The 23,151-nt window shown below is 40.0% G+C and carries 19 protein-coding genes; 10 read left to right on the plus strand and 9 right to left on the minus strand.

The features are described 5' to 3' along the window. Together OOA_RS14970 and OOA_RS14975 are read left to right on the plus strand one after the other, a co-directional pair. Positions 1 to 879, plus strand: a complete 879-nt coding sequence (locus tag OOA_RS14970) for a phosphatase PAP2 family protein (protein WP_008913003.1) — start codon at positions 1 to 3, stop codon at positions 877 to 879. Continuing rightward, entirely contained in the window at positions 863 to 3,376 is a 2,514-nt protein-coding gene (locus OOA_RS14975; protein WP_008913004.1) for a PEP/pyruvate-binding domain-containing protein, read from the plus strand. Before OOA_RS14970 ends, OOA_RS14975 begins: the two co-directional genes overlap by 17 nt. Before the next feature lie 85 nt (positions 3,377 to 3,461). Here OOA_RS14975 and OOA_RS14980 read toward each other — a convergent pair whose 3' ends face one another. The 5 genes from OOA_RS14980 to OOA_RS15000 form a co-directional block, all read right to left on the minus strand. After that, positions 3,462 to 4,082, minus strand: coding sequence for a LysE family translocator (locus OOA_RS14980; protein WP_008913005.1), 621 nt, complete (start codon positions 4,080 to 4,082; stop codon positions 3,462 to 3,464). Between the two features lie 330 nt (positions 4,083 to 4,412). Next, positions 4,413 to 5,072, minus strand: coding sequence for a methionine ABC transporter permease (locus OOA_RS14985; protein ID WP_169316245.1), 660 nt, complete (start codon positions 5,070 to 5,072; stop codon positions 4,413 to 4,415). After that, positions 5,069 to 5,860: a methionine ABC transporter ATP-binding protein gene (locus OOA_RS14990; protein WP_008913007.1), complete on the minus strand. Its 792-nt coding sequence runs from the start codon at positions 5,858 to 5,860 to the stop codon at positions 5,069 to 5,071. The genes OOA_RS14985 and OOA_RS14990 overlap by 4 nt, the downstream gene beginning before the upstream one ends. Beyond that, the gene (locus OOA_RS14995; protein WP_008913008.1) at positions 5,857 to 6,666 is read right to left on the minus strand and encodes a MetQ/NlpA family ABC transporter substrate-binding protein; all 810 of its coding nucleotides are present in this window, start codon (positions 6,664 to 6,666) and stop codon (positions 5,857 to 5,859) included. Before OOA_RS14995 ends, OOA_RS14990 begins: the two co-directional genes overlap by 4 nt. A 20-nt stretch (positions 6,667 to 6,686) precedes the next feature. Beyond that, positions 6,687 to 7,724 (minus strand): isopenicillin N synthase family dioxygenase, encoded by a 1,038-nt coding sequence (locus tag OOA_RS15000; protein WP_008913009.1) that lies wholly within the window; start codon positions 7,722 to 7,724, stop codon positions 6,687 to 6,689. Positions 7,725 to 8,011: 287 nt separating this feature from the next. On the opposite strand from OOA_RS15000, the gene OOA_RS15005 reads away from it, so the two are divergent. Beyond that, positions 8,012 to 8,911 carry a DNA-3-methyladenine glycosylase family protein gene (locus tag OOA_RS15005; RefSeq protein WP_008913010.1) on the plus strand — a complete coding sequence of 300 codons (900 nt, stop codon included), beginning with the start codon at positions 8,012 to 8,014 and terminating at the stop codon, positions 8,909 to 8,911. Positions 8,912 to 10,823: 1,912 nt separating this feature from the next. Here OOA_RS15005 and poxB read toward each other — a convergent pair. Together poxB and OOA_RS15015 are read right to left on the minus strand one after the other, a co-directional pair. Beyond that, complete coding sequence (poxB, locus tag OOA_RS15010; RefSeq protein WP_008913011.1) at positions 10,824 to 12,551, minus strand: ubiquinone-dependent pyruvate dehydrogenase; 1,728 nt, start codon at positions 12,549 to 12,551, stop codon at positions 10,824 to 10,826. A gap of 368 nt (positions 12,552 to 12,919) precedes the next feature. Further along, the gene (locus tag OOA_RS15015) at positions 12,920 to 13,354 is read right to left on the minus strand and encodes a hypothetical protein (RefSeq protein ID WP_008913012.1); all 435 of its coding nucleotides are present in this window, start codon (positions 13,352 to 13,354) and stop codon (positions 12,920 to 12,922) included. A 529-nt stretch (positions 13,355 to 13,883) separates the two neighbouring features. On the opposite strand from OOA_RS15015, the gene proP reads away from it, so the two are divergent. From proP to OOA_RS15030, 3 genes are all read left to right on the plus strand, one after another. Further along, positions 13,884 to 15,386, plus strand: a complete 1,503-nt coding sequence (gene proP / locus OOA_RS15020) for a glycine betaine/L-proline transporter ProP (RefSeq protein ID WP_008913013.1) — start codon at positions 13,884 to 13,886, stop codon at positions 15,384 to 15,386. 25 nt (positions 15,387 to 15,411) lie between these two features. Continuing rightward, on the plus strand, positions 15,412 to 16,857 hold the full coding sequence (gene phrB, locus OOA_RS15025; protein ID WP_008913014.1) for a deoxyribodipyrimidine photo-lyase: 1,446 nt from the start codon (positions 15,412 to 15,414) through the stop codon (positions 16,855 to 16,857). 113 nt (positions 16,858 to 16,970) lie between these two features. Then, positions 16,971 to 17,282: a monooxygenase gene (locus tag OOA_RS15030; RefSeq protein WP_008913015.1), complete on the plus strand. Its 312-nt coding sequence runs from the start codon at positions 16,971 to 16,973 to the stop codon at positions 17,280 to 17,282. A gap of 50 nt (positions 17,283 to 17,332) precedes the next feature. Here the strand turns inward: OOA_RS15030 and OOA_RS15035 are convergent, their stop codons facing one another. Both OOA_RS15035 and paaZ read right to left on the minus strand, forming a co-directional pair. Further along, a complete protein-coding gene (locus OOA_RS15035; RefSeq protein ID WP_269078053.1) occupies positions 17,333 to 18,121 on the minus strand; it encodes a class I SAM-dependent methyltransferase in 789 nt (262 codons plus the stop codon). A 106-nt stretch (positions 18,122 to 18,227) separates the two neighbouring features. Then, positions 18,228 to 20,288 (minus strand): phenylacetic acid degradation bifunctional protein PaaZ, encoded by a 2,061-nt coding sequence (gene paaZ, locus OOA_RS15040; RefSeq protein ID WP_008913017.1) that lies wholly within the window; start codon positions 20,286 to 20,288, stop codon positions 18,228 to 18,230. 323 nt (positions 20,289 to 20,611) lie between these two features. Here paaZ and paaA point away from each other — a divergent pair, with 323 nt between their 5' ends. The 4 genes from paaA to paaD are packed head-to-tail and all read left to right on the plus strand — an operon-like array spanning position 20,612 to position 23,143. Beyond that, complete coding sequence (gene paaA, locus OOA_RS15045) at positions 20,612 to 21,550, plus strand: 1,2-phenylacetyl-CoA epoxidase subunit PaaA (protein WP_008913018.1); 939 nt, start codon at positions 20,612 to 20,614, stop codon at positions 21,548 to 21,550. A 22-nt stretch (positions 21,551 to 21,572) separates the two neighbouring features. Then, positions 21,573 to 21,860 (plus strand): 1,2-phenylacetyl-CoA epoxidase subunit PaaB, encoded by a 288-nt coding sequence (gene paaB / locus OOA_RS15050; protein ID WP_008913019.1) that lies wholly within the window; start codon positions 21,573 to 21,575, stop codon positions 21,858 to 21,860. A gap of 10 nt (positions 21,861 to 21,870) precedes the next feature. Further along, the gene (paaC, locus tag OOA_RS15055; RefSeq protein WP_008913020.1) at positions 21,871 to 22,629 is read left to right on the plus strand and encodes a 1,2-phenylacetyl-CoA epoxidase subunit PaaC; all 759 of its coding nucleotides are present in this window, start codon (positions 21,871 to 21,873) and stop codon (positions 22,627 to 22,629) included. Between the two features lie 4 nt (positions 22,630 to 22,633). Beyond that, positions 22,634 to 23,143 carry a 1,2-phenylacetyl-CoA epoxidase subunit PaaD gene (paaD, locus tag OOA_RS15060; protein ID WP_008913021.1) on the plus strand — a complete coding sequence of 170 codons (510 nt, stop codon included), beginning with the start codon at positions 22,634 to 22,636 and terminating at the stop codon, positions 23,141 to 23,143. The last annotated feature ends 8 nt before the right edge of the window (positions 23,144 to 23,151 follow it).

Below are 23,151 nucleotides of genomic sequence, written 5' to 3' on the forward strand. Positions count from 1 at the left end.
ATGAACAACATTCAGTTACCTCGTTATCTCAATACACTATTTAGCCTAGAATTATTTATTATTTGGTTAATGGGAACAGTAGGAACTTTTATTACCGGATTAATGGATTCTTTCCTATCATCAATAATCATTGGTGCAATACTTTGGTGTCTAATGATTTTTATGGGAAAAAAGCGTAATCAACATACTTCAAGACGATATTGGTTCGGTTTATTACAATTAGCAACTTGTTGGGCAGTTTTTCCTTTATTTAAAGCGATACGTTTAGCTTTTTATTCTTGGAGTGCTGATGCCTTACTATTCAAATGGGATACTACTTTTTGGTATGGTAAAAGTTTACCTCTCAGAGCGGTTCAGCTGCATTCACCTTGGTTAAGTGAGTTTATTTCCTTTTGCTATTTTAGTTTCTACTTTCTGATTATTGGTAGCGTACTTTTCTTCTTTTTACAGCGAAAGAATCCCCATACTAAAGCTTATTTCTTTGGGCTAATGCTCATGTACCTAATTGGTTTTATTGGTTATTTTATATTGCCTGCTGCGGGGCCTTATGCGGCTTACCCTGAATTATTTTCTTACCCCGTAAATGATGGACCCATGACATTATTCCTAACCGATATGGTGGCAAAAGGTATTACCGGAATGGATGTTTTTCCAAGTCTTCATAGTGGCATTACTCTTTATATTTTAGGGTTTCTATTTATTACCGGCTATAAACGAACAGCCTTGTGTTTATTACCATTCGCTATTGGGCTTATTGTCGCAACTGTTTATTTACATTATCACTATGGTGTGGATGTCATTCTAGGTGCAGTTCTCGCTATTTTCGTTCTGTCATTCACCGTGAAACAAGAGAAAATTTCCCATGGATCTTATTTATAAAATTAATGATATTAACGCTGCGGCTACGGCTATAAGCGGAGGAAAAGGCGCAAGTTTAGTTAAAACTATTCAGGCTTTACCTGTACCTGATGGATTAATTATTTCTTGTTTAGCATACCAACAGTTTATTACTCCGCTATTATCAAAAATTAATACCTTATTAGTGCAGCATGCTGGTAATGAGCAAAATGCCAGCGACTTCATTCGTGAGTTAATATTATCTACTCCACTTCCTAATTCATTAATTCAAGCAATCAACACCTATTTAGCAGAAGCTAAACTCACGTCTACCCCTTTAGCTGTGCGGTCATCAGGAACACTTGAAGATATGCCAGGTGCCGCCTTTGCTGGTCAACACGATACCATTTTAGGGGTTCGTACTTTAACGGATTTACATGATGCTATACGCCAATGTTATGCATCCCTTTGGCATACCCATGTGATGCTTTATCGCCAGCACCTACAACTCGAACATTCACAAGCGGCAATGGCAATTGTATTACAACGCATGGTAGATGTGAGAGCAAATGAAGCCGCGGGTGTTGCATTTTCAATTAATCCCGTTCAAGGTGATTTATCATCTGTACTAATTAATGCTGCATTTGGCCTCGGTGAAACTGTTGTCGGTGGTGAAGATCCTATCGATGAATATCAAGTTGCACGAGAAAGCTTGCAGGTCACAGATAAAGTTATTGCTGATAAACATCAAGCGATTATTATGACAGCAACTGGAACCGAAACAGTTTCCCTTGATATCACAGCTCAATCGCAGAGCACATTAAATGATGAGCAATGCAAATTAGTCGCCAAATTAGCGATACAAGCTGAACAATATTTTGATTTTCCACAGGATATTGAATGGGCATTTCATGATGGACACCTTTGGTTATTACAATCACGCAATGTAACCCAAATAGCGGCAGTATGGACTCGAGATGAATCGGCTGAACGTTTTCCTAACCCTATCACCCCGCTAACTTGGGATATGTGTGAAGCTGGTTTTCATGCCTCACTCAACTATAGCTTAAATTTGATGGGGTTACCGTCTTTCAATGGTAAATGGTTTGGAATGAAAGATTACTATATTTATGGTAATCAAAATGCGGTTGCGCTTTACCATAACCGTCTACCAACGTCTTTGATGAATGATTTACCTACACTATTGGCCTCATTGCCGGAAATTGCCCGTAAATTTGCTTGGGTGCAAGAACTCCCTATTACCTGGATGCGTGATTTAGATAAATATTTAATCGGCATAGGCGCGTTATATAACGAACCCTTACAGGAAAAAAACCTGCAACAGTTATGGGACTATGTGCAAAGAATTAATAATCTTGGCTCCGATTACTTTTTACCCAACATTGCTATTTCCCTCACCCAGCGTTCCCTTTATGCAGCATTAATTGCTCTATTGAAAATGTTCTTTAATGGCAATGAACAGCAAGCACACCAAACTTTAGATAGTTTAATTGGGATGTCTGAAACTAAGACAGGGCAAGTCAACCTTGAGCTTTGGGAGTTATCTCGTGATGTTCGTGTAGTACCGGAGTTATTTGAGCTTTTAAATAAGCCTGATGCTGAAACCATCATGCAGGTGTTAAAGCTAGAACATCCAGAATTCTTCACCAAATTTAGCACATTCTTGACCAATCACGGTCATCGCGAATTAGACTTTGATGCCTATCATCCAACATGGCTAGATGCGCCTCATATTGTCTTAGTACAAATCAGAGTCATGGCTGAACTTGAAGAAAATAAGCAATCCGAAAGTGCATTAAGCAAAAAGATTGAGCAATCAAAAACTGAATTTTCACTTATTGCTAACGCCCCTGAAGAGTTACGTTATTTCTTACAAGAAATTATTCGCCTTGCTCGTAGCTATACTGCATTAGACGATTTAGAGCACTATCAAACAACTCGTTTAGCTTTACCAATGCGTCGAGGTTTAAAGGCTTTAGGTGAGCGTTTAGTGATTAGGGAGGTGATTGATACCGCATCTGATGTTTACTTTGCCAATGAAGCGAATCTCGCACAAGCAATATCGAACCCAACACCTCAACAATTTAGCGAATTACGTCAACATATTTACGCTAATAAAGAAGGTTATCAACAGGCTAAAGCATCAACACCAGAGTGGATTTATGGACAAATGCACACTGATGATATTGATAAAAATGTAAACTCACTGAAAGGCCTCGCTGGAAGTGCTGGCATTATTGAAGGTGAGGTATTCCTTGTACATGGACCTGAAGATTTTGCTGACTTCCCTCAGGGCGCAATATTAGTTGCTCGTACGACTAACCCTGCTTGGACCGCGTTGTTTTATCGTGCATCTGGCATCATTACAGAAAGTGGTGGCCCATTATCTCATGGTGCCGTGACCGCTCGTGAGTTAGGACTTCCTGCGGTTATGGGGGTATATCGCGTTATGGATACTTTAATTAATGGCCAAAAAGTCAAAGTTAATGGCCAAACTGGCATCATTGAATTACTTTAAACCGCGTAGATTATAATAGTGCAAATGCCCGTCCATAAAATTGGTAGGCATTTGCTTTATCCTCAATATATTATTCAGCAATCTTTTATCGGCTACTTAGTGCTAATTTGGCTGCAAATAACATAAATACACCGCCAGTTGAGCGATCCATCCACTTAATGAAACCCGATTTTTTTAATAATCTCGATGTGTATTTAGTAGCAAAAATTAAAGTTAAACACCAAATTGTCCCCATAACAACATGAATAGAAACAAGTAAAAATGTCCAAATAACGGGTGAATGCCCTGATGGGATAAATTGCGGTAAAAATGAAATGTAAAACACGCCCATTTTAGGATTTAAAACGTTACCCAACATCCCTCTTACAAACCAATTGCTCGATGAGCCATTTTCGATTTTACTGGTGTCAAATTCCCGACGAGGTCGCGTAATTAGCTGAAAACCTAACCAACATAGATATAACGCCCCACACCATTTTAATATATTGTAAGCTAGCTCAGATGACGCGAGTAATGCGGCTAAACCAAAAGCAACCAATGCGCCCCAAATAAAACAACCCGTATCAATACCCAGTGTCGCTTGAAATGCTTTTTTCCCGCCTTCCGCCATCGCTGTTCGCAACACAAGTGCAGTATCGAGTCCTGGGGTAAGCGTTAGAAATAACGCGCTTACGGAATAAGCGAGCAGTAAATCTGTAATGGACATCTTTATTTCTCCGAAACCGCGCAACCACTAAAAATCCCGCCTTTAGCATATTTAACGGGAAAATCAGTATGGGTATAACCCACACCAAGTCAGTTCAAGCAATTGTTTATCTGTTATTAATTTAATACATTTTTAAAATGGTTGAGCTTAGCATGCATAGATCTTTTCGTAGATCTTTCTGCTCGAGTATTTTTTATTTTTAATCCCTTCAGTTAAAAGGATAATTACAGGAAAATATTTTGGCGGCATTGCAGAGTTGCTCATTCTTATTGAATAAAAGATTTATTTTTACTTTCACTGTTATCATATTTTATCTTCCAATATTTTTATCTAACGCCGGTGGGCTAATCGCCGTACTAAATAATCACCGAATGATTGGACGCCTTGTACCATCACAATCAGTAATAACACCGTACCAAACATAATTTGATCATTAAAACGCAGATAACCATAACGTATCGCTAAATCTCCTAATCCACCGCCACCAATAACGCCAGCCATAGCAGAAAAACCAATCAGCAATACAATCGTTAAGGTAATTCCCGCTAAAATTGAAGGAAGTGCTTCAGGCAACAAGGCTTTACTAATAACATGCCACACATTTCCCCCCATCGATAAGATGGCTTCAATACGCCCTTTATCAACTTCATCGAGTGCATTTTCAACAACCCGAGAGAAAAATGGAAAAGCACCAATAGTAATGGGAACAATCGCCGCTGTACTTCCTAAGGTTGTTCCTATTAATAATCGCGTAAAGGGAATAAGCGCAATCAGTAACACAATAAAGGGTAATGAACGCCCAATGTTGATGATAGTTCCCAGCAATGCATTAAATTTAGGCATTGCAAATACGCCAGTTGGGCGAGTAATAAATAATACGATCCCCACTGGCAAGCCAATCAGCACAGTAAATAAGGCAGCAAACAGAACCATATATAGCGTTTCTAAAGTCCCATTTAATAAAATGGGATATAAGTCTTCCCAGCTCATGCTACTGCGCATAATATCCCCTTTTCCAAACCATGACGGCGCAAAAAGGCACGTTCAGTTTCGTGATCAAATAATAAAAATTTGCGTAAAATTGACTCAGGTTGGCGGAGAAGATCACTAATCTTGCCACTTTCACGAACCTCGCCCTTTTCGAGTAAAGCAGCGTGGTCACATATATTTTTTACGACTTCCAGTTCATGCGTTATTAGTACAATCGTCAGCCCTAGCTGGCGATGGATATTGCTAAGTAGATTCAAAATTGACAGGGTTATTTCGGGATCAAGCGCACTTGTTGCTTCATCACACAGCAAATAGTCCGGCTCAGCAGCAAGCGCTCTAGCAATACCAACGCGTTGTTTCTGACCACCAGACAGTTGTGATGGAAAAGCATTTGCTTTATCACTTAATTCAACCAATTCTAATAACTCTGCAACACGTTTCTTCCGCAGAGCAGCGGGTACACCAATTATCTCCAATGGCACGGCAATATTGTCAGCAACAGAACGAGAATGTAACAAGTTAAAATGCTGAAAAATCATTCCAGTACGCTGGCGATGTTTATTCAGTTTTCTCCCGCTAAGATTCGTTATTTCTTGTCCACTCACGGTGATACGGCCTGAAGTAGGCCGTTCCAACAAATTAAGACAGCGAATAAGTGTGCTTTTCCCCGCGCCACTGTGTCCCAAGATGCCATAAATGGCACCTGTTGGAATGGTGAGAGAAATATCGTTCAATGCCGGTCGGCCTTCTCCGGTATAAACCTTACTCAGCCTGTCAATGACTATCATGGTTTAACGGCAGTGACAGGGATCACTGATCCTTGGTATTTTTCAAGAATAAATTTAGCGACTTCTGGCGATTCAAGATCTTTGGCTAATTTTTCAATTCGTGGGTCTTTCGCTAGTTCAGGCGTTGTGACTAGAATATTTGCGTAAGGGTTGTTGGCAACCGCTTCGAGAGCCAGTGAATCTTTCGCAGGAGATAAACCCGCATCTAAAACCAAGTTGCCATTGATAACGCCTAGATCGACATCATCAAGTGAACGAATAATTTGTGGTGCATCAACTTCCAATATTTTTAATTTTTTTGGATTTGCGGCAATGTCTTTCGGTGTGGCGAGGTTAGTTGCCGGATCATTAAAACCTTCTTTCAGCGTGATCAAACCATTATTCTGTAGCAAGAATAGCGCACGGCTTAAGTTAGTTGGATTGTTAGGCACGGCCACTTTCGCACCATCGGGAATAGATTTCAGATCTTTATGTTTGCTTGAATAAATACCTAATGGCTCAAGATGAACGGTCGCGACGACAGTAAACGTTTTGCCGAGTGCTTGTTCCTGATTTTTCAAATAAGGCAAATGTTGGAAGAAGTTGGCATCAACATCACCATTTACGACAAGCTCATTAGCATTAAGGCCTGGACTCAGTTCCACGATTTTCAGATCTAATGATGGGTCTATTTTATTCACATACGCTAAAATTTCTGCATGCGGTACTGGGTCGGCCGCAACACGTAATGGTGCCGCTTGTGCACTCAGAGCAAAAGAAACAGATAATGCGATGCCTGTTAATGCAGTAATCATTTTTTTCATCATTAATTTTCCTATTCTATTTCTTAGAGAGTCAGTTCACGTTCAGTACGTATGGCATCAGAATAATGACGCTCGGCCACATCAGGGTGAGAACGCAAACGTCCTTTGAGATAATTCCAACCAACATCACGCAGTAATGGGTTGAGTGGATCACTTTCTGGGCCAAGAGCCTCACTTGCCAGCTCTTTGGGCAGTTCATAAATAGGAACCACAGCATCTAGCTTTGCACCTAAAAAGAATGCAATTGACAGTCGGTCGCTATCCGCTGGAGGAGAAACCACACGGTGTACCGTTGCTCGCAGATAACCATTAGTTGCTAGCTCTAATAACTCACCAATATTAACGACAAAGCTATTAGGGATCGGCGTTGCATCAATCCATTCATTAGGGCTTACTTCAACTTGCAAGCCACGTTGTGTGTCTTGTAATAGAAAGCTAAGGAAACCAGCATCTTTATGGGCACCGACACCTTGATCACCTTGAATCGGATCTCTTCCCGGATAACGGATCAATTTGATATGTTCATTCGGCTTGTCGCCGTACAAAACATCAAAGGCATCCTTAGGCAGACTGAGTGCCTCAGCAAAAGCCTGTAATAATCTTAAAGACATCTGCGTCATTGCGTCTTGCCAAGTTAGTAATGTTGATTTCAATGATGGCAGTGCTTCTGGCCATAAATTTGGCCCTTGAAGCCGATACCAAAGAGGATCATCTGCATTTAATACTCGAGCCGGACGCTCTGCCCCAATATCAAATTGCTCTCGCCAATCCGGTTGACCGCGTGTAAGTTCAGCCGCAGCACGGTTATATCCACGAAAATGCGGTGAATTAATCATGCCTACTTTTTGTTTCGCTTCGTCAGGTAAAGCAAAAAATTGACGAGCTTCTTGCTGTAAATTAGCTTGTAGCGAATTATCAATTCCATGATTGATCAGATAAAAGAAACCAATATCTCGAGCAGCATGGCGCAGTGTATTAAGAAAATTATTATATTCTTCGGCTGTCCCATTAAGGTGTTCTAGGTTAAGAATAGGTAATGAGGGAGTCGCTATTGTTGTCATTGGGCACCTATATTTATTAAATACTTATTTATCAAATAAATAGTTGAGGATTTAGAGCAATGTAGTTATCTGTCAAACAGCACCACAACTCCCATCTCATTGCTAATGGATAACAATGCCTAAGCTACTTAAAAACAATTACGTTAATAAATATTATTTAATTCTAATATATATATATTTAATGATAATAAAAAAAAGAAATTAACAATCAAAAGGTTCTATCAAATTAATAACTGACAGAATAATATTAACGATATGACGGCTATCCATTAAAAAAGGTCAACATAATGCCAACTATTACCGCTCAACTTTCCCTGCCCCCTCATTTTCGAGCTAATGATTTTTTTGCCTTTCATTTAAGAGATCAACAAAATATCGCAGAGATTGTTGAAGGCAACTTATTACACAAAGGCATTTTATGGGAAGGTTCCTCTGCTCAACTAGTGATAGCTATCGGTGAATGCAACGCGACAATTTCACTTGATATTGACGATCAAAAAGCTATTCCTTGCGAACAGAAAGTAGTTGAACTCGGCAAACATATGTTGGGTTTACAACAAGATATCGAGAAATTTGAAGTTCAATACTTATCCCATCCCGTTATTGGTCAATTGATTAGCCACCAGCGAGGGCTGCGTATCTACCAATCTGCTAGCGCTTTTGAAGCATTAGTGTGGGCAATTATTGGTCAACAAATCAGTGTTACCGCAGCAATTGCAATACGCCGACGCTTTATTCAAGCGACAGGCTCAGTTCATTCATCCGGTATTTGGTGCTTTCCAGATGCGCAGCATGTCAGCGCAGTTGATGATGATACTTTACGGAAAACAGGATTTTCAATGGGAAAAATTGTCGCTATCCGTGCACTTTGTGATGCTATTTTAAATAAACAAATCGATTTATCGGCTCGAATCGATCACCACAATGCACAGGAGCTGACAGATCAGCTAATCCGTCTAAAAGGTATTGGGCCTTGGACTGTAAGTTATGCACTTTTGCGCGGCTTTAACTACCTCGATGGATCTTTACATGGCGATGTTGCAGTAAGACGCAACTTACAACCACTTTTGGGCATAGAAATTCAACCAACCGCCAAAGAAACTGAAAAATGGCTTGAAGCATTTTCACCTTGGCGAGCCCTAGTTGCCGCACATTTATGGCGCAGCCAATCTGCTGCCGGTTATTAATCAAGCTTTTATTCAAAATAACTTGGTCTGTGATATCCTTTGCTACTACTTAGCTGAACTCATAATAGTTTAACGATATATTAAATAAGGATTATTTCGTTATTTCGGTAAAATAATAATCCTGCTTCGGAATAATTATTCTAATAATAAAGCTATGTAATTAAAAACAGTATTGACATAGGTTTTAAAAGCTGTACATTCATAAGTAACAGCAATACATATGCTGTTACTTGTAAAGCGAAAGCCACGATTAGGCTGTAGCTAAATAGAGTTAAGCGCGATGATGTAAAGCTACGATTTATTGAGTTAGTTGTGACTCCAATGGTCAGCAACTTGAATAAAGCAACGCATCAAGAATATATATCGCGTGGGGAGTGTACTTGTTTAGATCATCTTTATGATGACCGTTTTTATAACGAATATTATATGGAGACCATCAGTACCCATATTGTAGAATAAGCGTGTACATTTTAAATGCTATATTAAAATGTTATTGATTCTTTAATGTTAAATATAAAATTAGTTATATCTTAAAAGCCCTGAACGTATTAACGTCGGGGCTTTTTATTATTTACATTACAAAAGTAAGAATAAGAATAACAAAATTTATTTTGCGACAATATTAGCATCATCAAGATTTATTGCATTAACCACATTAGACTTTCAAAAATAATAAAAACCAAAGAATCACTAACTTTAGTTATTGAATAATATAGGAAAATAATGAGAATGATGACTTATCCTTGTATCACAGATGCTCTGTCAATGATGGTAAAGCAACCAGTAACAATGATAACCTACTCTTATATTTAAATATTTTCATATTGAATAAGCATTGTTTTGTATTTTAGTGATTATATAAATAACGAGTTTGCCACATACTAAAATCATTATTTTAACAATTAGATTATGTAAATAAAAACAGTATTGACATAAAATTTAAACGCTGTAGATTCGTATGTAACAGCAGAATGCAAGCTGTTATAAGCAGTAAAGCGAGAGCTTCAATAAGCTGCCGCTAATATAGAAATAAACGCGATGATGTAAGGCTTCGAAATACGAGTTGAGTTGCAATTTTAATAGTTAGCAAACGAGTAAAGCAACGTATTAAAAGTCTATATCGCGTGGGGAGTATACTTGTTTAGATAATCTTTATGATGACCGTTTTTATAACGAATATTATATGGAGACCAATCAGTACCTATATTTTTACAAGTGTGTACATTTTAAATTTAGTATCAAGTTAAAGTAGTAATGTTTAAACGCGATGATGTAAGGCTTTGAATCATGAGTTGAATTCTAACTGCAATGGTTAGGAAATTGAGTAAAGCAACGTATCAAGAGTCTATATCGCGAGGGGAGCTGTACTAATTTAGATAATCTTTATGATGACCGTTTTTATAACGAATATTATATGGAGACCAATCAGTACCTATATTTTTACAGGTGTGTATATTTTAAATTTTGTATCAAGTTAAAGTAGTAATGTTTAAACGCGATGATGTAACGCTTTGAATCACGAGTTAATTTGCAACTGCAATAGTTAGCAAAACGAGTAAAGCAACGCATCAAGAGTCTATATCGCGAGGGGAGTGTACTAGTTTAGTTCATCGATATGATGACAATTTTTACGACCAAAATTATATGGAGAAAAGTCAGTAAGTTAGTAGTATCCATATTGTAATAAGCGTGTACATTTTAAATGCAGTATCAAGGTAGTATTAAGTTAATAAGTTCTTAATGTTAAAAATACAATTTGCAGTACCTTAAAAGCCCTGACAATACTTAATGTCAGGGCTTTTATCATTTTGATATAAAGATTTCTAAGAAAATATCACCCTACACAATTTTACTTAATTGAGAGTTTCTTAGAAAAACCCAATTCGGCATAACGCCGAATTGGATTTCCACATTAACGTAACCAGTTAGTTTTCGCTAACTCGACAACTTCATCACCACGACCACTCAGAATGGCTTTCATCATATACAGACTGAAGCCTTTAGCCTCTTCAACATTTATTGTTGGTGGCATAGAAAGCTCTTGTTTTGCCGTCACAACATCAACCACTACCGGGCCATCATGAGCAAATGCTTCTTTCAATGCTGCATCAACGTCATCACTGTGCTCAACACGGATCCCTTTGATACCCGCTGCATTAGCAACTGCCGCAAAGTTAGGATTATGCAAATCTGTGCCTTCAGTTAAGAAACCTGCAGCCTTCATTTCCATCGCCACAAAACCCAGTACGCTGTTATTGAAGATAACGACCTTGACGGGTAAATTTAATTGAACCAGTGATAATAGATCGCCCATCAACATACTGAAGCCACCATCACCACTCAGCGTGACTACTTGGCGTTTTTTATCTACAGACTGGATACCCATTGCCTGTGGCATCGCATTTGCCATGGAGCCATGATTGAATGAGCCGATCAAACGACGTTTACCATTCATTTTCAAATAGCGTGCCGACCAGACTGTTGGTGTTCCTACATCACAAGTAAAGACCGCATCGTCATTCGCTAGCTCACTGATTCGGCTAGCCAGATATTGAGGATGAATAACACCTTCTTTACCCGGCTTCGCCAAATCATCTAAACCTTCACGAGCTTTAGCATAATCTTTTAAAGCATTATCTAAGTGTTTCTGATTTTGTTTAGTCTCTAAATGAGGCTGTAATGCGGTGAGTGTCGCTTTAATATCACCAATCATGCCCATATCTAGCTGGCAATGCGATCCCAAACTACCCGCATTGATATCAATTTGAATAATTTTTGCATCCGTAGGATAAAATGCACGATATGGAAATTGTGTTCCCAATAGAACGACAGTATCTGCGTTCATCATCGCCTGATAACCCGATGAGAAACCAATAAGTCCAGTCATTCCTACCGTATATGGGTTGTCCCACTCAATATGCTCTTTACCGCGAAGTGCATGCACAATCGGTGCTTTCAATGTTTCAGCCAATTTGATGACTTCATCATGAGCGCCCGCACAGCCAGCACCACAAAACAGAGTAATATTCTCCGATTCATTGAGTGCTTCTGCCAGTTTAGCGATTTCAGTGGGCTGAGGCATGATAAGTGGTGCTTGCGGCTGATACCATTTATTCTCATTAGCAGTGTCTGGCGCTTCGCTTAATGCAATATCGCCTGGCAGAACAATTACTGAAACCCCTCTTTCGAGAATCGCCTTACGCATTGCAATACCGAGGACTTGCGGCAATTGTTCAGGATTAGAAATCATTTCACAATAGTGGCTACATCCGCGAAATAATTCAGTAGGATGCGTTTCCTGAAAATAATTACTACCGATTTCACTGGATGGAATATGAGCTGCAATTGCTAAGACGGGTACACGATTACGATGACAATCATACAGACCGTTGATGAGGTGCATATTACCTGGACCACAAGAACCTGCACAGACGGCAAGATTACCGGTTATTTGAGCTTCTGCTCCCGCTGCAAAAGCAGCTACTTCTTCATGACGAGTTCCTAACCATTCGATAGTACCAAGACGGCGTAAGCTATCACTCAAACCATTCAGTGAATCACCAGTAACCCCCCAGATACGCTCGACACCTGCATTATCCAGTAATTTCGCAATATAGGTTGCAACAGTCTGTTTTTTCATAATGGCACTCTTTCTAAGTCTGATAAGGTTTAAATTATTCACAAAGAATAATTCTGATAACACAAACTTTGTGCTACTTGTACTAGACAAGTATATTTTGGTACGATACTTCCTCAGTATTAAACTAATTCCTTATTACTGAGCTTAGTTTAGCTAATTAATCTTCCTGTTCCTATCAATCAAAAAAATAACATTCTAGAATAGTATAATCCGCTATTAATATCCAAAGATGATGTGAAATGCAGGATAAGTAAATATATTCATACCAAACATAAGTTCATACAAAAAAATATACTCCCCGTATTCAACGACCATTCTGAATTGGAATATCGATAAAATATAATCCAATTCAATATGTTATTTATTGATTATCTTGGTGGTGAAAATAATAAAATCAAATAACAAATAGCGATAAAAAACATCCCCATAACAGCTATGTTGAAATTTAACATTAAGATGGAAATATCGTAACCTATTGTTACAAAAAGCGTAAATGAAATTCCTAATGGTTTCGCTATTTTAACACCCATATCTCTTAGCCGCTGAACTGTTAGCAAACTTAGAACATATAAATTGAGTAAAAAAAATAATACAAAACTAAAATCAATGCTTCCGTCTGGATATAAAAAAGGATTAAAAATCTCAGTATTTTGAATATCTGCTACTGGATCATACGATGTATTTATTGCCAAAAGCTGAATCACAATGTTACTAATAAAATACCAAGCAATGCTATAACCCAGAAATGGTAAGCGATGAAGTTTATTCACATTCCATGATTGGCTAAATTTACCAACAGTCATGATTATTCCATAATTATAAATTTAAGGTCCGCAAAAAATATCATATCAATATCACACAAAAAAAATCAACCTAGTCGTTATGTCATTAAAATCCACCATAAAACAAGTAACAAGAGCAAAGCAACATCATCTAGTTATAAACCAGTATAAATAGCCTATATTTTACATTTAATCGATATTATTGTATTATCAATCAAATGTTAGGTCATTTAAAGGTACCCATTTTGCTTCTTTTACAACCAAGACACGCATTATTTTTCCCTTCCTTTTGCATTGCCCTTCGTCGTTGTTAGTGGTGGTTTTCTCACCTAAATTGCAATAGCAAATCAGTCATGAAATAGCATCAATATTATTCATGCTGATGATTTTTGCCGATAACATATAAATTTTTTATGCATTCTATAGATAACGACTATTCTAATATAACAGTCTCTATTTTTATCTGGCGTAAGCGAGATATGAACGCCACACGCATATATCATGAATGCAGTTCATTACGTTTTTTGAATTCAGATAAGAGGATGGTTCCATGAAATTCAGAAAGAAAAAAGAAAAACCATTAAATATTAATGATATAACTATTATTGATGATGGTAAATTGAAAAAAGCGATCACTGCTGCTTCGCTGGGTAATGCGATGGAGTGGTTTGACTTTGGTGTATACGGCTTCCTTGCTTATGTACTGGGTCAGGTCTTCTTCCCAGACGCATCACCGAGCGTTCAGATGATTGCTGCACTAGCAACATTCTCTGTGCCTTTCTTAGTACGACCACTTGGGGGCGTAGTCTTTGGGATCTTGGGTGATAAATATGGCCGACAAAAAGTCTTGTCAGTTACTATCATCATTATGTCGGTCAGTACCTTCTGTATTGGTTTAATTCCATCATACGCCAGCATTGGTATTTGGGCTCCAATCTTGCTGTTATTAGCAAAACTAGCACAAGGTTTCTCCGTAGGTGGTGAATATTCAGGCGCTGCCATATTCGTTGCAGAGTACTCACCTGACCGTAAACGTGGCTTTATGGGAAGTTGGTTAGACTTTGGTTCTATCGCAGGCTTCGTGTTAGGTGCTGGAGTTGTAGTTCTTATTTCAAGCCTTGTCGGTGAAGAAAGCTTCCATGATTGGGGCTGGAGAATTCCATTCTTCTTAGCATTACCACTGGGTATCATTGGCCTGTATTTACGTCATGCTCTTGAAGAAACACCCGCATTCCAACAGCATATTGAAACGCTTGAAAAACAAGATAAAGCGAATATCCAAAATCCACCGAAAGTCTCTTTCCGTGAAGTGGTCTCTAAATATTGGAAAAGCTTGATGGTCTGCGTTGGGTTAGTTATCGCTACTAACGTAACTTATTATATGCTGCTGACTTATATGCCAAGCTATCTGTCACACAATCTAAATTACTCAGCTGACCATGGTGTACTTATCATTATTGCTATCATGATTGGTATGCTATTTGTTCAACCAATTATTGGTTTAACCAGTGATAAAATTGGTCGCAGACCATTCGTTATTGCTGGGAGCGTGGGTCTGATTATATTAGCGTATCCAGCCTTTATGCTAATTACCAGTGGTTCTGTTGGTCTCATTTTCGTGGGCTTACTGATCCTCGCGGTTCTGCTTAACTGCTTTACTGGTGTAATGGCCTCTATCTTGCCATCAATTTTCCCAACCCATATTCGGTATAGTGCATTAGCGATTGCCTTTAATATTTCAGTCTTGATTGCAGGTGCAACACCAACGGTGGCTGCTTGGTTGGTTGAATCAACTAACAACTTATATATGCCTGCATATTATTTAATGGTGATTGCATTAATTGGCTTGTACACTGGTATTAAAATGCCAGAAACGGCTAATAAGCCACTGAGAGGGGCAACGCCTGCGGCATCCGATAAAGCCGAAGCGAAAGAAATCTTAAGTGAGCACTACGACAATATTGAGCAAAAAGTTGAAGATATTGATGAGCAGATTGCTGAACTTGAGAAAAAACGTCAATCATTGATCAATCAGCATCCTAAATTGGATTAAGCCTATGTAGGCAAGGAGTAGAACGATGGCGCAAGAACAGGCTTGTCACTTAGTCTGGTTTCGTAACGACCTTAGGGTCATGGACAATAAAGCGCTATCTTCTGCTTGCTCTGATCCACAAGCAAAAGTACTCGCCCTGTTTACAGCAACACCTGAACAGTGGCGAGCACATGATGTTTCCCCGCGCCAAATCACTTTTTTACATCAAAACCTGATTGAGCTGCGTGATTCATTGGCAAAATTGGGTATTCCGTTAATCTGCCAAACTACTCCTGATTTTTTAAGTGCTGCGCAGTGGGTACTAGACTTTGCCGAGCAGCAGCAAGCAGATGCTCTCTTTTTTAATCATCAATATGAATTGAATGAACGAAACCGTGATGAATGGCTGATAAAACAACAACCTTCATTTCGTGTTCATGCCTTTGACGATGCACTGTTATTACCACCAAAATCAGTCAGTAACCAAAAAGGCGAAATGTATCAAGTCTATACGCCATTCCGTCGTGCCTTTGTTACGCAACTTACTGTTACCGATTTTCGTTCTGTGCCCGCACCTAAATCGCGAGGCGCAATTCTCTCAATTGAAAAGCAACAACTGTTATTCGAACATGATGCTGTCGAGATTGCTGCTCATTTTCCTTCTGGAGAAGTAGCTGCATTACAGCGACTCAGGTTGTTTTGTCGTGAGAGAGCGCAAGATTACCAGCAAAATCGAGATATCCCGTCTCTTGACGGAACAAGCCAGTTATCACCTTACTTAGCAGTTGGTGTTTTATCACCACGCCAATGCCTTAATCGTCTACTTACTGAGAATCCCCATACTTTCGATTCCCCTGATAGCGGTTCATTTACTTGGTTGAATGAGCTTATTTGGCGAGAGTTCTATCATCATCTATTAGTTGCATTTCCGCACCTATGCCGCCATCAGCCGTTTATTGAGTGGACAAAGCACATTCAATGGAATTCCTCTGATACTGACTTCAATGCTTGGAAAAATGGCTTAACGGGTTATCCAATTGTTGATGCAGCCATGCGTCAGCTCAATACAACAGGTTGGATGCACAACCGTTTACGGATGATCACAGCCAGCTTTTTGGTAAAAGATTTATTAATTGATTGGCGCCGTGGCGAGCAATATTTTATACAACAATTAATTGATGGCACATTAGCCGCCAACAATGGTGGCTGGCAATGGTCGGCCTCAACTGGAATAGATGCTTCACCTTGGTTTCGAATTTTTAATCCAACCACTCAGGGCAAAAAGTTTGATCCCGATGGTAAGTTTGTGCGTCACTGGCTACCCGAATTGCGTACTGTGCCAGACCAATATATCCACACGCCTCATGAATGGGCAGAATCTACTCGCGTAATTTTAGATTACCCAACACCGATTGTTGATCATAAACAAGCACGTTTAATGACCTTAGAAGCGTTCGAGACGGGGAAAAACCATAGCTTAAAAACTGAATGATTAGCACAGTAATGATTTGAATTAACGATTATATTTAGCTCATAATTACCTAAAATAATGCGTTTTATTACTGGTTCCAGCGGATAAAATCGCTATAAACAGGATGCGTTATCATGCAAGTCATTTTACAAGTACACTTCCCTTACCAAGGTCCTTGGGGCGAAGACATGGCTAAAGCCATGGAAGCCTTAGCCGAGTCTATTAACCATGAGCCTGGTTTTATCTGGAAGATATGGACAGAAAACCAATCAACTCAGAAAGCGGGTGGTATCTACCTGTTTGCTTCAGAGAAACAAGCCCAAGCCTACTTAGAAATGCACAGTGCTCGTTTAAAATCCTTTGGTATCCCTGAAGTTATCGGCGAAATTTTTGCTGTTAATGCCCCTCTTAGCCAATTAAACCAAGCTCAATTTCTAGCAAATTAACCTATTCTGAGCCGTAAAAGAGATATTTTACGGCTCAGCCAGAACTACTTTTATTGGCGCAAAAACTCAAACAACATCACATCGGAGGTAAAGGAACCATCTTCCTGTACTGCAAAATGATTTTTCGCTTCATAACTTAGCGTAGTTTGATATTGGCGAATAGCATCAACTAAAGGCTTTGGCGTTCTCATTCGCTCAACCCAGCTACTAAATTCCAGCTGTAGGCGAAAACTTTTTACCTCTCGCACAAATAGCCCAGCACCATTAAACATGCTTGACCACTCCCCTGCGGAATAGTCTCGAATATGCGAGGTATCACGCAGAACCTCTACCGTCTGCAGATAGATATCAAGCAACGGATGACCAGGTGAAACCACATCGATAAAAATACCACGACCACCCGGTTTTAATACCCGTTGAACTTCTCGGAGTGCCCTGCCTACATCGTGCCAATGATGTGCTGAATAGCGACTTATCACGATATCAAAACTGTTATTCTCAAAAGGCAAAGACTCCGCAGCACCTTTATATGTTTCAATATTATTGAGTTCACGCTCTACGGCGGTTGACGCTACGACAGCTAACATTGAGTCCGATAAATCATAAGCCGTCACAGAACTAACCAAAGACGCGGCCATAAAACTTGCATGACCTGCACCGCAACCAAGGTCAAGTACCTTAGCCTCTAAATTCCCTTTTAGTGCATGTTGCAAGGCGAGTAAATCCTCCCCTTGAGCATGAACTTGACTAGTCAAATAGGAATTGGCTTGTTCATCAAATTGTTGATAAACCGATTGATGGTGTGTTTTCATGTTGTTCTCTTCTGTTTTATATAAAATCTTTATATTGGATGTTTTTCCATCAAAACAGAAAATGATTAAAAAGGCATCTTTTACATCGGTAAAATATGTAAAAATATATTTAAGTTTTAGGTCGTAAACAACATTAAAAATCCCCTTCACGACGTTCAACCAATGTCAGAATGCTATACAGAGCAACAGCAATATCTTCTTGGTTAAATACTTGCACATCCCACTCGACTACACCGTTTGGCTTATCCTCTATTGTTTTCTGTGTTTTTTTGATCTTCTTCTTACAAGTTAAGCGAACTTGAATAGTGTCTCCGATTTTTACGGGTTCAATAAAACGCAGATTTTCCATACCATAATTCGCAATAACAGGACCAACGGCTGCATCAACAAACAAACCTGCAGCGGCTGAAACCACAAAATAACCATGTGCAACACGCTCACCAAATAATGACTGCGCAGCACCGATTTTATCCATATGGGCATAGAAATGGTCACCACTTAAACAGGCAAAATTCACTAAATCAGCTTCTGTCACTGTACGTCTTGCAGTCAGTAAGGTATCGCCTATTAATAAATCTTCGAAATATTTTCTAAATGGGTGTACTGGGTCTTCAATAACATCTGCTCCCCGTACCCACTGTTTAGTCACGGAGGTTAACATTGATGGGCTACCTTGAATTGCTGTACGTTGCATATAGTGCTTCACTGCACGTAACCCGCCTAGTTCCTCACCGCCACCAGCACGACCGGGGCCACCATGTACTAATAATGGCAAAGGTGAACCATGGCCTGTAGATTCTACGGCTGAGGCTTCATTGAGAATTAATATCCTGCCATGGGCTCTTGCTGTTTTGCGGATCACCTCTTGAGCAATCAATGCATCTGCTGTCACTAATGTCCCTACAAGACTTCCACCCCCCATAATTGCTAGTTCAATCGCTTGCTCTGTTGTTTGATAACTCATCAATGTTGCCACAGGACCAAATGCCTCAATTTCATGAACAGCTCGATGAATATAAGGATCAGCACAATATAATAAGGTCGGGGGGTAAAAAGCCCCTTTTTGGCTGTCAGCGCCTATCACATCAAGATCTTTGGTCGTGCCTCCACACAGTATTTCACAGCCATTTTGCTGCAAAAAACTAACTTTATCTTGGACATCAGCACGTTGTTCTTGGTTAATCAGGGACCCCATGCGAACCCCTTCAACGGCTGGGTTGCCAATTGTCACCCCTGAGAGCCGCTTAAGTAGTGCATGTTTGACACTATCTAACTGAGATTCAGGTACAATAATACGCCGGATAGCAGTACATTTTTGCCCTGCTTTTGCAGTCATTTCACGCGTAATTTCTTTAATAAACAATGAAAATTCAGGCTGTTCAGGTGTGATATCGATGCCTAAAATAGCACAATTGAGAGAGTCAGCTTCCATGGTAAAGGGAATGGATTTTTCACGTAGCCGTGGATGGGATTTTAATTTGTGTCCTGTCTCAGCAGATCCCGTAAATGTCACTACATCCTCATAATCGAGATGTTCAAACATGTCACCCACACCACCACAAATCAACTGTATTGCCCCCTCCGGTACAATCCCACTCTCAACAATTAAGCATACCATGGCTTGCGTTACCTGAGCCGAAGCAGTTGCCGGTTTAATAATGGCTGGCATTCCTGCTAGCCAAGTCGGGGCTATTTTTTCTAACATTCCCCAACAAGGAAAGTTAAATGCATTGATGTGTAAAGCCACACCACGACGGGAAGTTAAAATATGACGAGCAATGAACTGCCCTTGTTTAGATAGCGGGATCATTTCATCTTCTGGCCAAATAGTATCATCGGGTAGCTCACGATTTGCCAACCCAGAGAAAGAAAATAGTGTCGCAATTCCACCTTCAATATCCACCCAACTATCCGCTTTAGTAGCGCCTGTTTGCGCCGATATATCATAAAGATAGGCTTTATTTTCGAGCAAGTGTTTAGCTAATGACTTGAGCATTTGCCCACGTTGCTGGAATGTCATTGCAGCGAGTACATCTCCACCTTTTTGCCGCCCATAATCAAGACTATCAATTAAAGGTAAACCCTCTGTTGTCACTTCATACAAGGCCTCTTCTGTCAACGCATGATAGATTTTCCGAGCTTCCCCTTCACCGTATAACCACTTCCCTGTTATATAACTTTTTAATTGCTGCATAACACCTCTCCAAAATAAAATCACAAAACCAGACTTAATGGGAAAACATGTATCATAAAAATAATCATAGACCATAGACCACAATTAACAAATATAAAACAATTTATTCATTAAGCAACCAACGCATAAGTAAGAACATTAATAATGCTAATGCAATATATTGATTTTCAATAATTGTTCAATGATGAATGTGAGGCTCATCGCAAAACTCAATTAACCAACATTGATTTTATTGTTAATAATTCCTAGCATTAATGTTAATTAAATATGATTCATATTTTATTTTAAATAATTTAAATCGAATCAAATAATCGGTAGGTAAAATGAATGAGCAAAATCAGGCAAACTTCGAGGCCAAAATCGAAGCCGATATCCAGATTGAACCAAAAGACTGGATGCCCGACGCCTACAGGCAGAACCTAATCCGCCAAGTGAGCCAACATGCTCATTCGGAAGTCATTGGCATGTTGCCTGAAGCCAACTGGTTGACGAGGGCACCAACACTCAAGCGCAAAGCGATATTATTGGCAAAAATTCAAGATGAAGCTGGGCACGGGCTTTATCTTTATAGCGCCGCAGAAACGCTAGGTTGTTCACGACAAGACGTCTATCAAAAGCTTCTTGATGGAAAAATGAAATACTCCTCCATCTTCAATTATCCCTCACTCAGTTGGGCAGATATTGGTGTCATTGGCTGGCTGGTTGATGGTGCAGCCATTGTTAATCAAGTCGCTCTATGCCGAGCCTCTTATGGCCCCTATGCACGTGCCATGGTGAAAATCTGTAAAGAAGAAAGCTTCCATCAGCGCCAAGGCTATGAAGCTGTAACAGTACTCGCGAAGGGAACTCCCGAACAAAAAGCCATGCTACAAGATGCGATTAATCGCTTTTGGTGGCCTGTTTTGATGATGTTCGGCCCAAATGACAGCGATTCTCCACATAGCGCTCAAAGCATGGCGTGGAAAATTAAAAGATTCAGTAATGACGAGCTACGCCAAAAATTTGTTGATAACACAGTGCCACAGGTTGAAGCGCTCGGCATGACTATTCCTGATGTTGATCTCCAGTGGGATCAATCTCTGGGGCATTACCGTTTCGGTGAAATTGATTGGAAAGAGTTTTATCAAGTACTTAAAGGTGAAGGCATCTGTAATTACGAACGTTTAAATGCTAAACGAAAAGCTTGGGAAGACGGCGAATGGGTACGTACAGGTGCCATGGCGCATAGCCAGAAACAAAAAACTGTCAAATCTGCGGCTTAGCGCTGAATAAGAGGAAATAACAATGAGCAATCAAGACTGGCCACTGTATGAAGTTTTTGTCCGTAGCAAGCAAGGACTTGCCCATCGTCATGTGGGAAGCCTCCATGCGGCTGATGACAAAATGGCGCTAGAAAATGCCCGTGATGCCTACACCCGCCGCAGTGAAGGTTGCTCGGTTTGGGTGGTTAAAGCAACTGACCTGATTGCCTCTCAGCCAGATGATAAGAGTTCATTCTTTGATCCCGCCGATACCAAGGTTTATCGCCATCCTACTTTTTATACCATTCCTGATGGCATCAAAAACATGTGAGGTGATAACAATGAATCAACATGACGCTCTCAAACACTATGTTTTAAGACAAGGGGATACCCCGTTAATTCTGGCTCAACGTCTATGCGAATGGTGCGGTCATGCACCTGAACTCGAAATTGATCTCGCTCTGTCGAACATCGGCCTGGACTTACTGGGTCAAGCAAGAAACTTTCTGGCTTATGCCGCAACCCTTGCTGGATCTGAATGTGATGAAGACCAAATTGCGTTTCTACGCGATGAGCGCGAATTTGGTAATTTACTGCTCGTTGAACAGCCTAATGGTGGATTCAATGACACCCTAGTACGCCAATTTTTTATCGATGCTTATCACGTGCCTTTGTATGAAGCGCTGACTCACAGTAAAGATGAACAACTCGCGGCTATTGCCGAGAAATCCCTGAAAGAGGCACTTTATCACCTACGTTTTAGCCGTAATTGGATGATCCGCTTGGGCGATGGTAGTGAAGAAAGCCACCAAAAAATTCAACAATCCGTGAACCAGTTATGGCGATTTACGGGAGAATTATTCCATGCTGATGAAATTGAAATTGAGCTCGCAGCAGTCGGTATTGCTGTCGATCCTCGCACCTTACAAGCACATTGGCTGATCACTGTAGAAAATACATTTGCACAAGCAACACTGACTCTTCCTGAACAAAATGGTTACCGTTTGGGGGGGAAACAAGGCAGCCATACTGAGCACCTTGGCATCATTTTAACTGAATTGCAGTTTCTTCAACGTGCTTACCCTAATTGTGAATGGTGATGTTATGGAGCAGAGATTGCTTACCCGAGACTTACAACCGCCACAAATTCATCAGATCTGGCAACAGCTGCATCAAATACCAGATCCAGAATTACCCGCACTCTCGATTACTGATCTTGGGATGATCCGCAATGTTTTTGCCACATCGAATGGTTGGAAAGTTATGTTTACGCCAACCTATTCAGGTTGCCCGGCGACCGAATTTTTAATTACCGAAATTAAACATGTTTTGAAACAGGCAGGCTTTCTCGATGTGGAAATTCAGGTGGTTTTAACCCCAGCTTGGACAACAGATTGGATGAATCAAGATGCGAAGCAGCGTTTACGCGAGTTTGGCATTGCACCACCTGAAGGAAAATCTTGTGATCATCCAGAGCTATCAGGTCCGATTTCCTGTCCTCGCTGCCACAGTCAACACACTGAAAAAATCAGTGAATTTGGCTCAACAGCTTGCAAAGCTTTATATCGGTGCCGCGAATGCCTCGAACCTTTTGATTACTTTAAATGTATTTAAGGGCGCAC

The organism is Providencia burhodogranariea DSM 19968 (assembly GCF_000314855.2).
Lineage (GTDB): Bacteria > Pseudomonadota > Gammaproteobacteria > Enterobacterales > Enterobacteriaceae > Providencia > Providencia burhodogranariea.

Bases quoted from the DNA above. Each gene is read 5' to 3' on its own strand.
- OOA_RS14990 (WP_008913007.1), bottom strand. From the start codon at position 5,860: ATGATAGTCATTGACAGGCTGAGTAAGGTTTATACCGGAGAAGGCCGA.
- paaA (WP_008913018.1), top strand. From the start codon at position 20,612: ATGAATGAGCAAAATCAGGCAAACTTCGAGGCCAAAATCGAAGCCGAT.
- OOA_RS15030 (WP_008913015.1), top strand. From the start codon at position 16,971: ATGCAAGTCATTTTACAAGTACACTTCCCTTACCAAGGTCCTTGGGGC.
- paaC (WP_008913020.1), top strand. From the start codon at position 21,871: ATGAATCAACATGACGCTCTCAAACACTATGTTTTAAGACAAGGGGAT.
- OOA_RS15000 (WP_008913009.1), bottom strand. From the start codon at position 7,724: ATGACAACAATAGCGACTCCCTCATTACCTATTCTTAACCTAGAACAC.
- poxB (WP_008913011.1), bottom strand. From the start codon at position 12,551: ATGAAAAAACAGACTGTTGCAACCTATATTGCGAAATTACTGGATAAT.
- OOA_RS14980 (WP_008913005.1), bottom strand. From the start codon at position 4,082: ATGTCCATTACAGATTTACTGCTCGCTTATTCCGTAAGCGCGTTATTT.
- paaZ (WP_008913017.1), bottom strand. From the start codon at position 20,288: ATGCAGCAATTAAAAAGTTATATAACAGGGAAGTGGTTATACGGTGAA.
- phrB (WP_008913014.1), top strand. From the start codon at position 15,412: ATGGCGCAAGAACAGGCTTGTCACTTAGTCTGGTTTCGTAACGACCTT.
- OOA_RS14995 (WP_008913008.1), bottom strand. From the start codon at position 6,666: ATGATGAAAAAAATGATTACTGCATTAACAGGCATCGCATTATCTGTT.
- OOA_RS14975 (WP_008913004.1), top strand. From the start codon at position 863: ATGGATCTTATTTATAAAATTAATGATATTAACGCTGCGGCTACGGCT.
- OOA_RS15015 (WP_008913012.1), bottom strand. From the start codon at position 13,354: ATGACTGTTGGTAAATTTAGCCAATCATGGAATGTGAATAAACTTCAT.
- paaB (WP_008913019.1), top strand. From the start codon at position 21,573: ATGAGCAATCAAGACTGGCCACTGTATGAAGTTTTTGTCCGTAGCAAG.
- paaD (WP_008913021.1), top strand. From the start codon at position 22,634: ATGGAGCAGAGATTGCTTACCCGAGACTTACAACCGCCACAAATTCAT.
- OOA_RS14970 (WP_008913003.1), top strand. From the start codon at position 1: ATGAACAACATTCAGTTACCTCGTTATCTCAATACACTATTTAGCCTA.
- proP (WP_008913013.1), top strand. From the start codon at position 13,884: ATGAAATTCAGAAAGAAAAAAGAAAAACCATTAAATATTAATGATATA.
- OOA_RS15005 (WP_008913010.1), top strand. From the start codon at position 8,012: ATGCCAACTATTACCGCTCAACTTTCCCTGCCCCCTCATTTTCGAGCT.
- OOA_RS14985 (WP_169316245.1), bottom strand. From the start codon at position 5,072: ATGAGCTGGGAAGACTTATATCCCATTTTATTAAATGGGACTTTAGAA.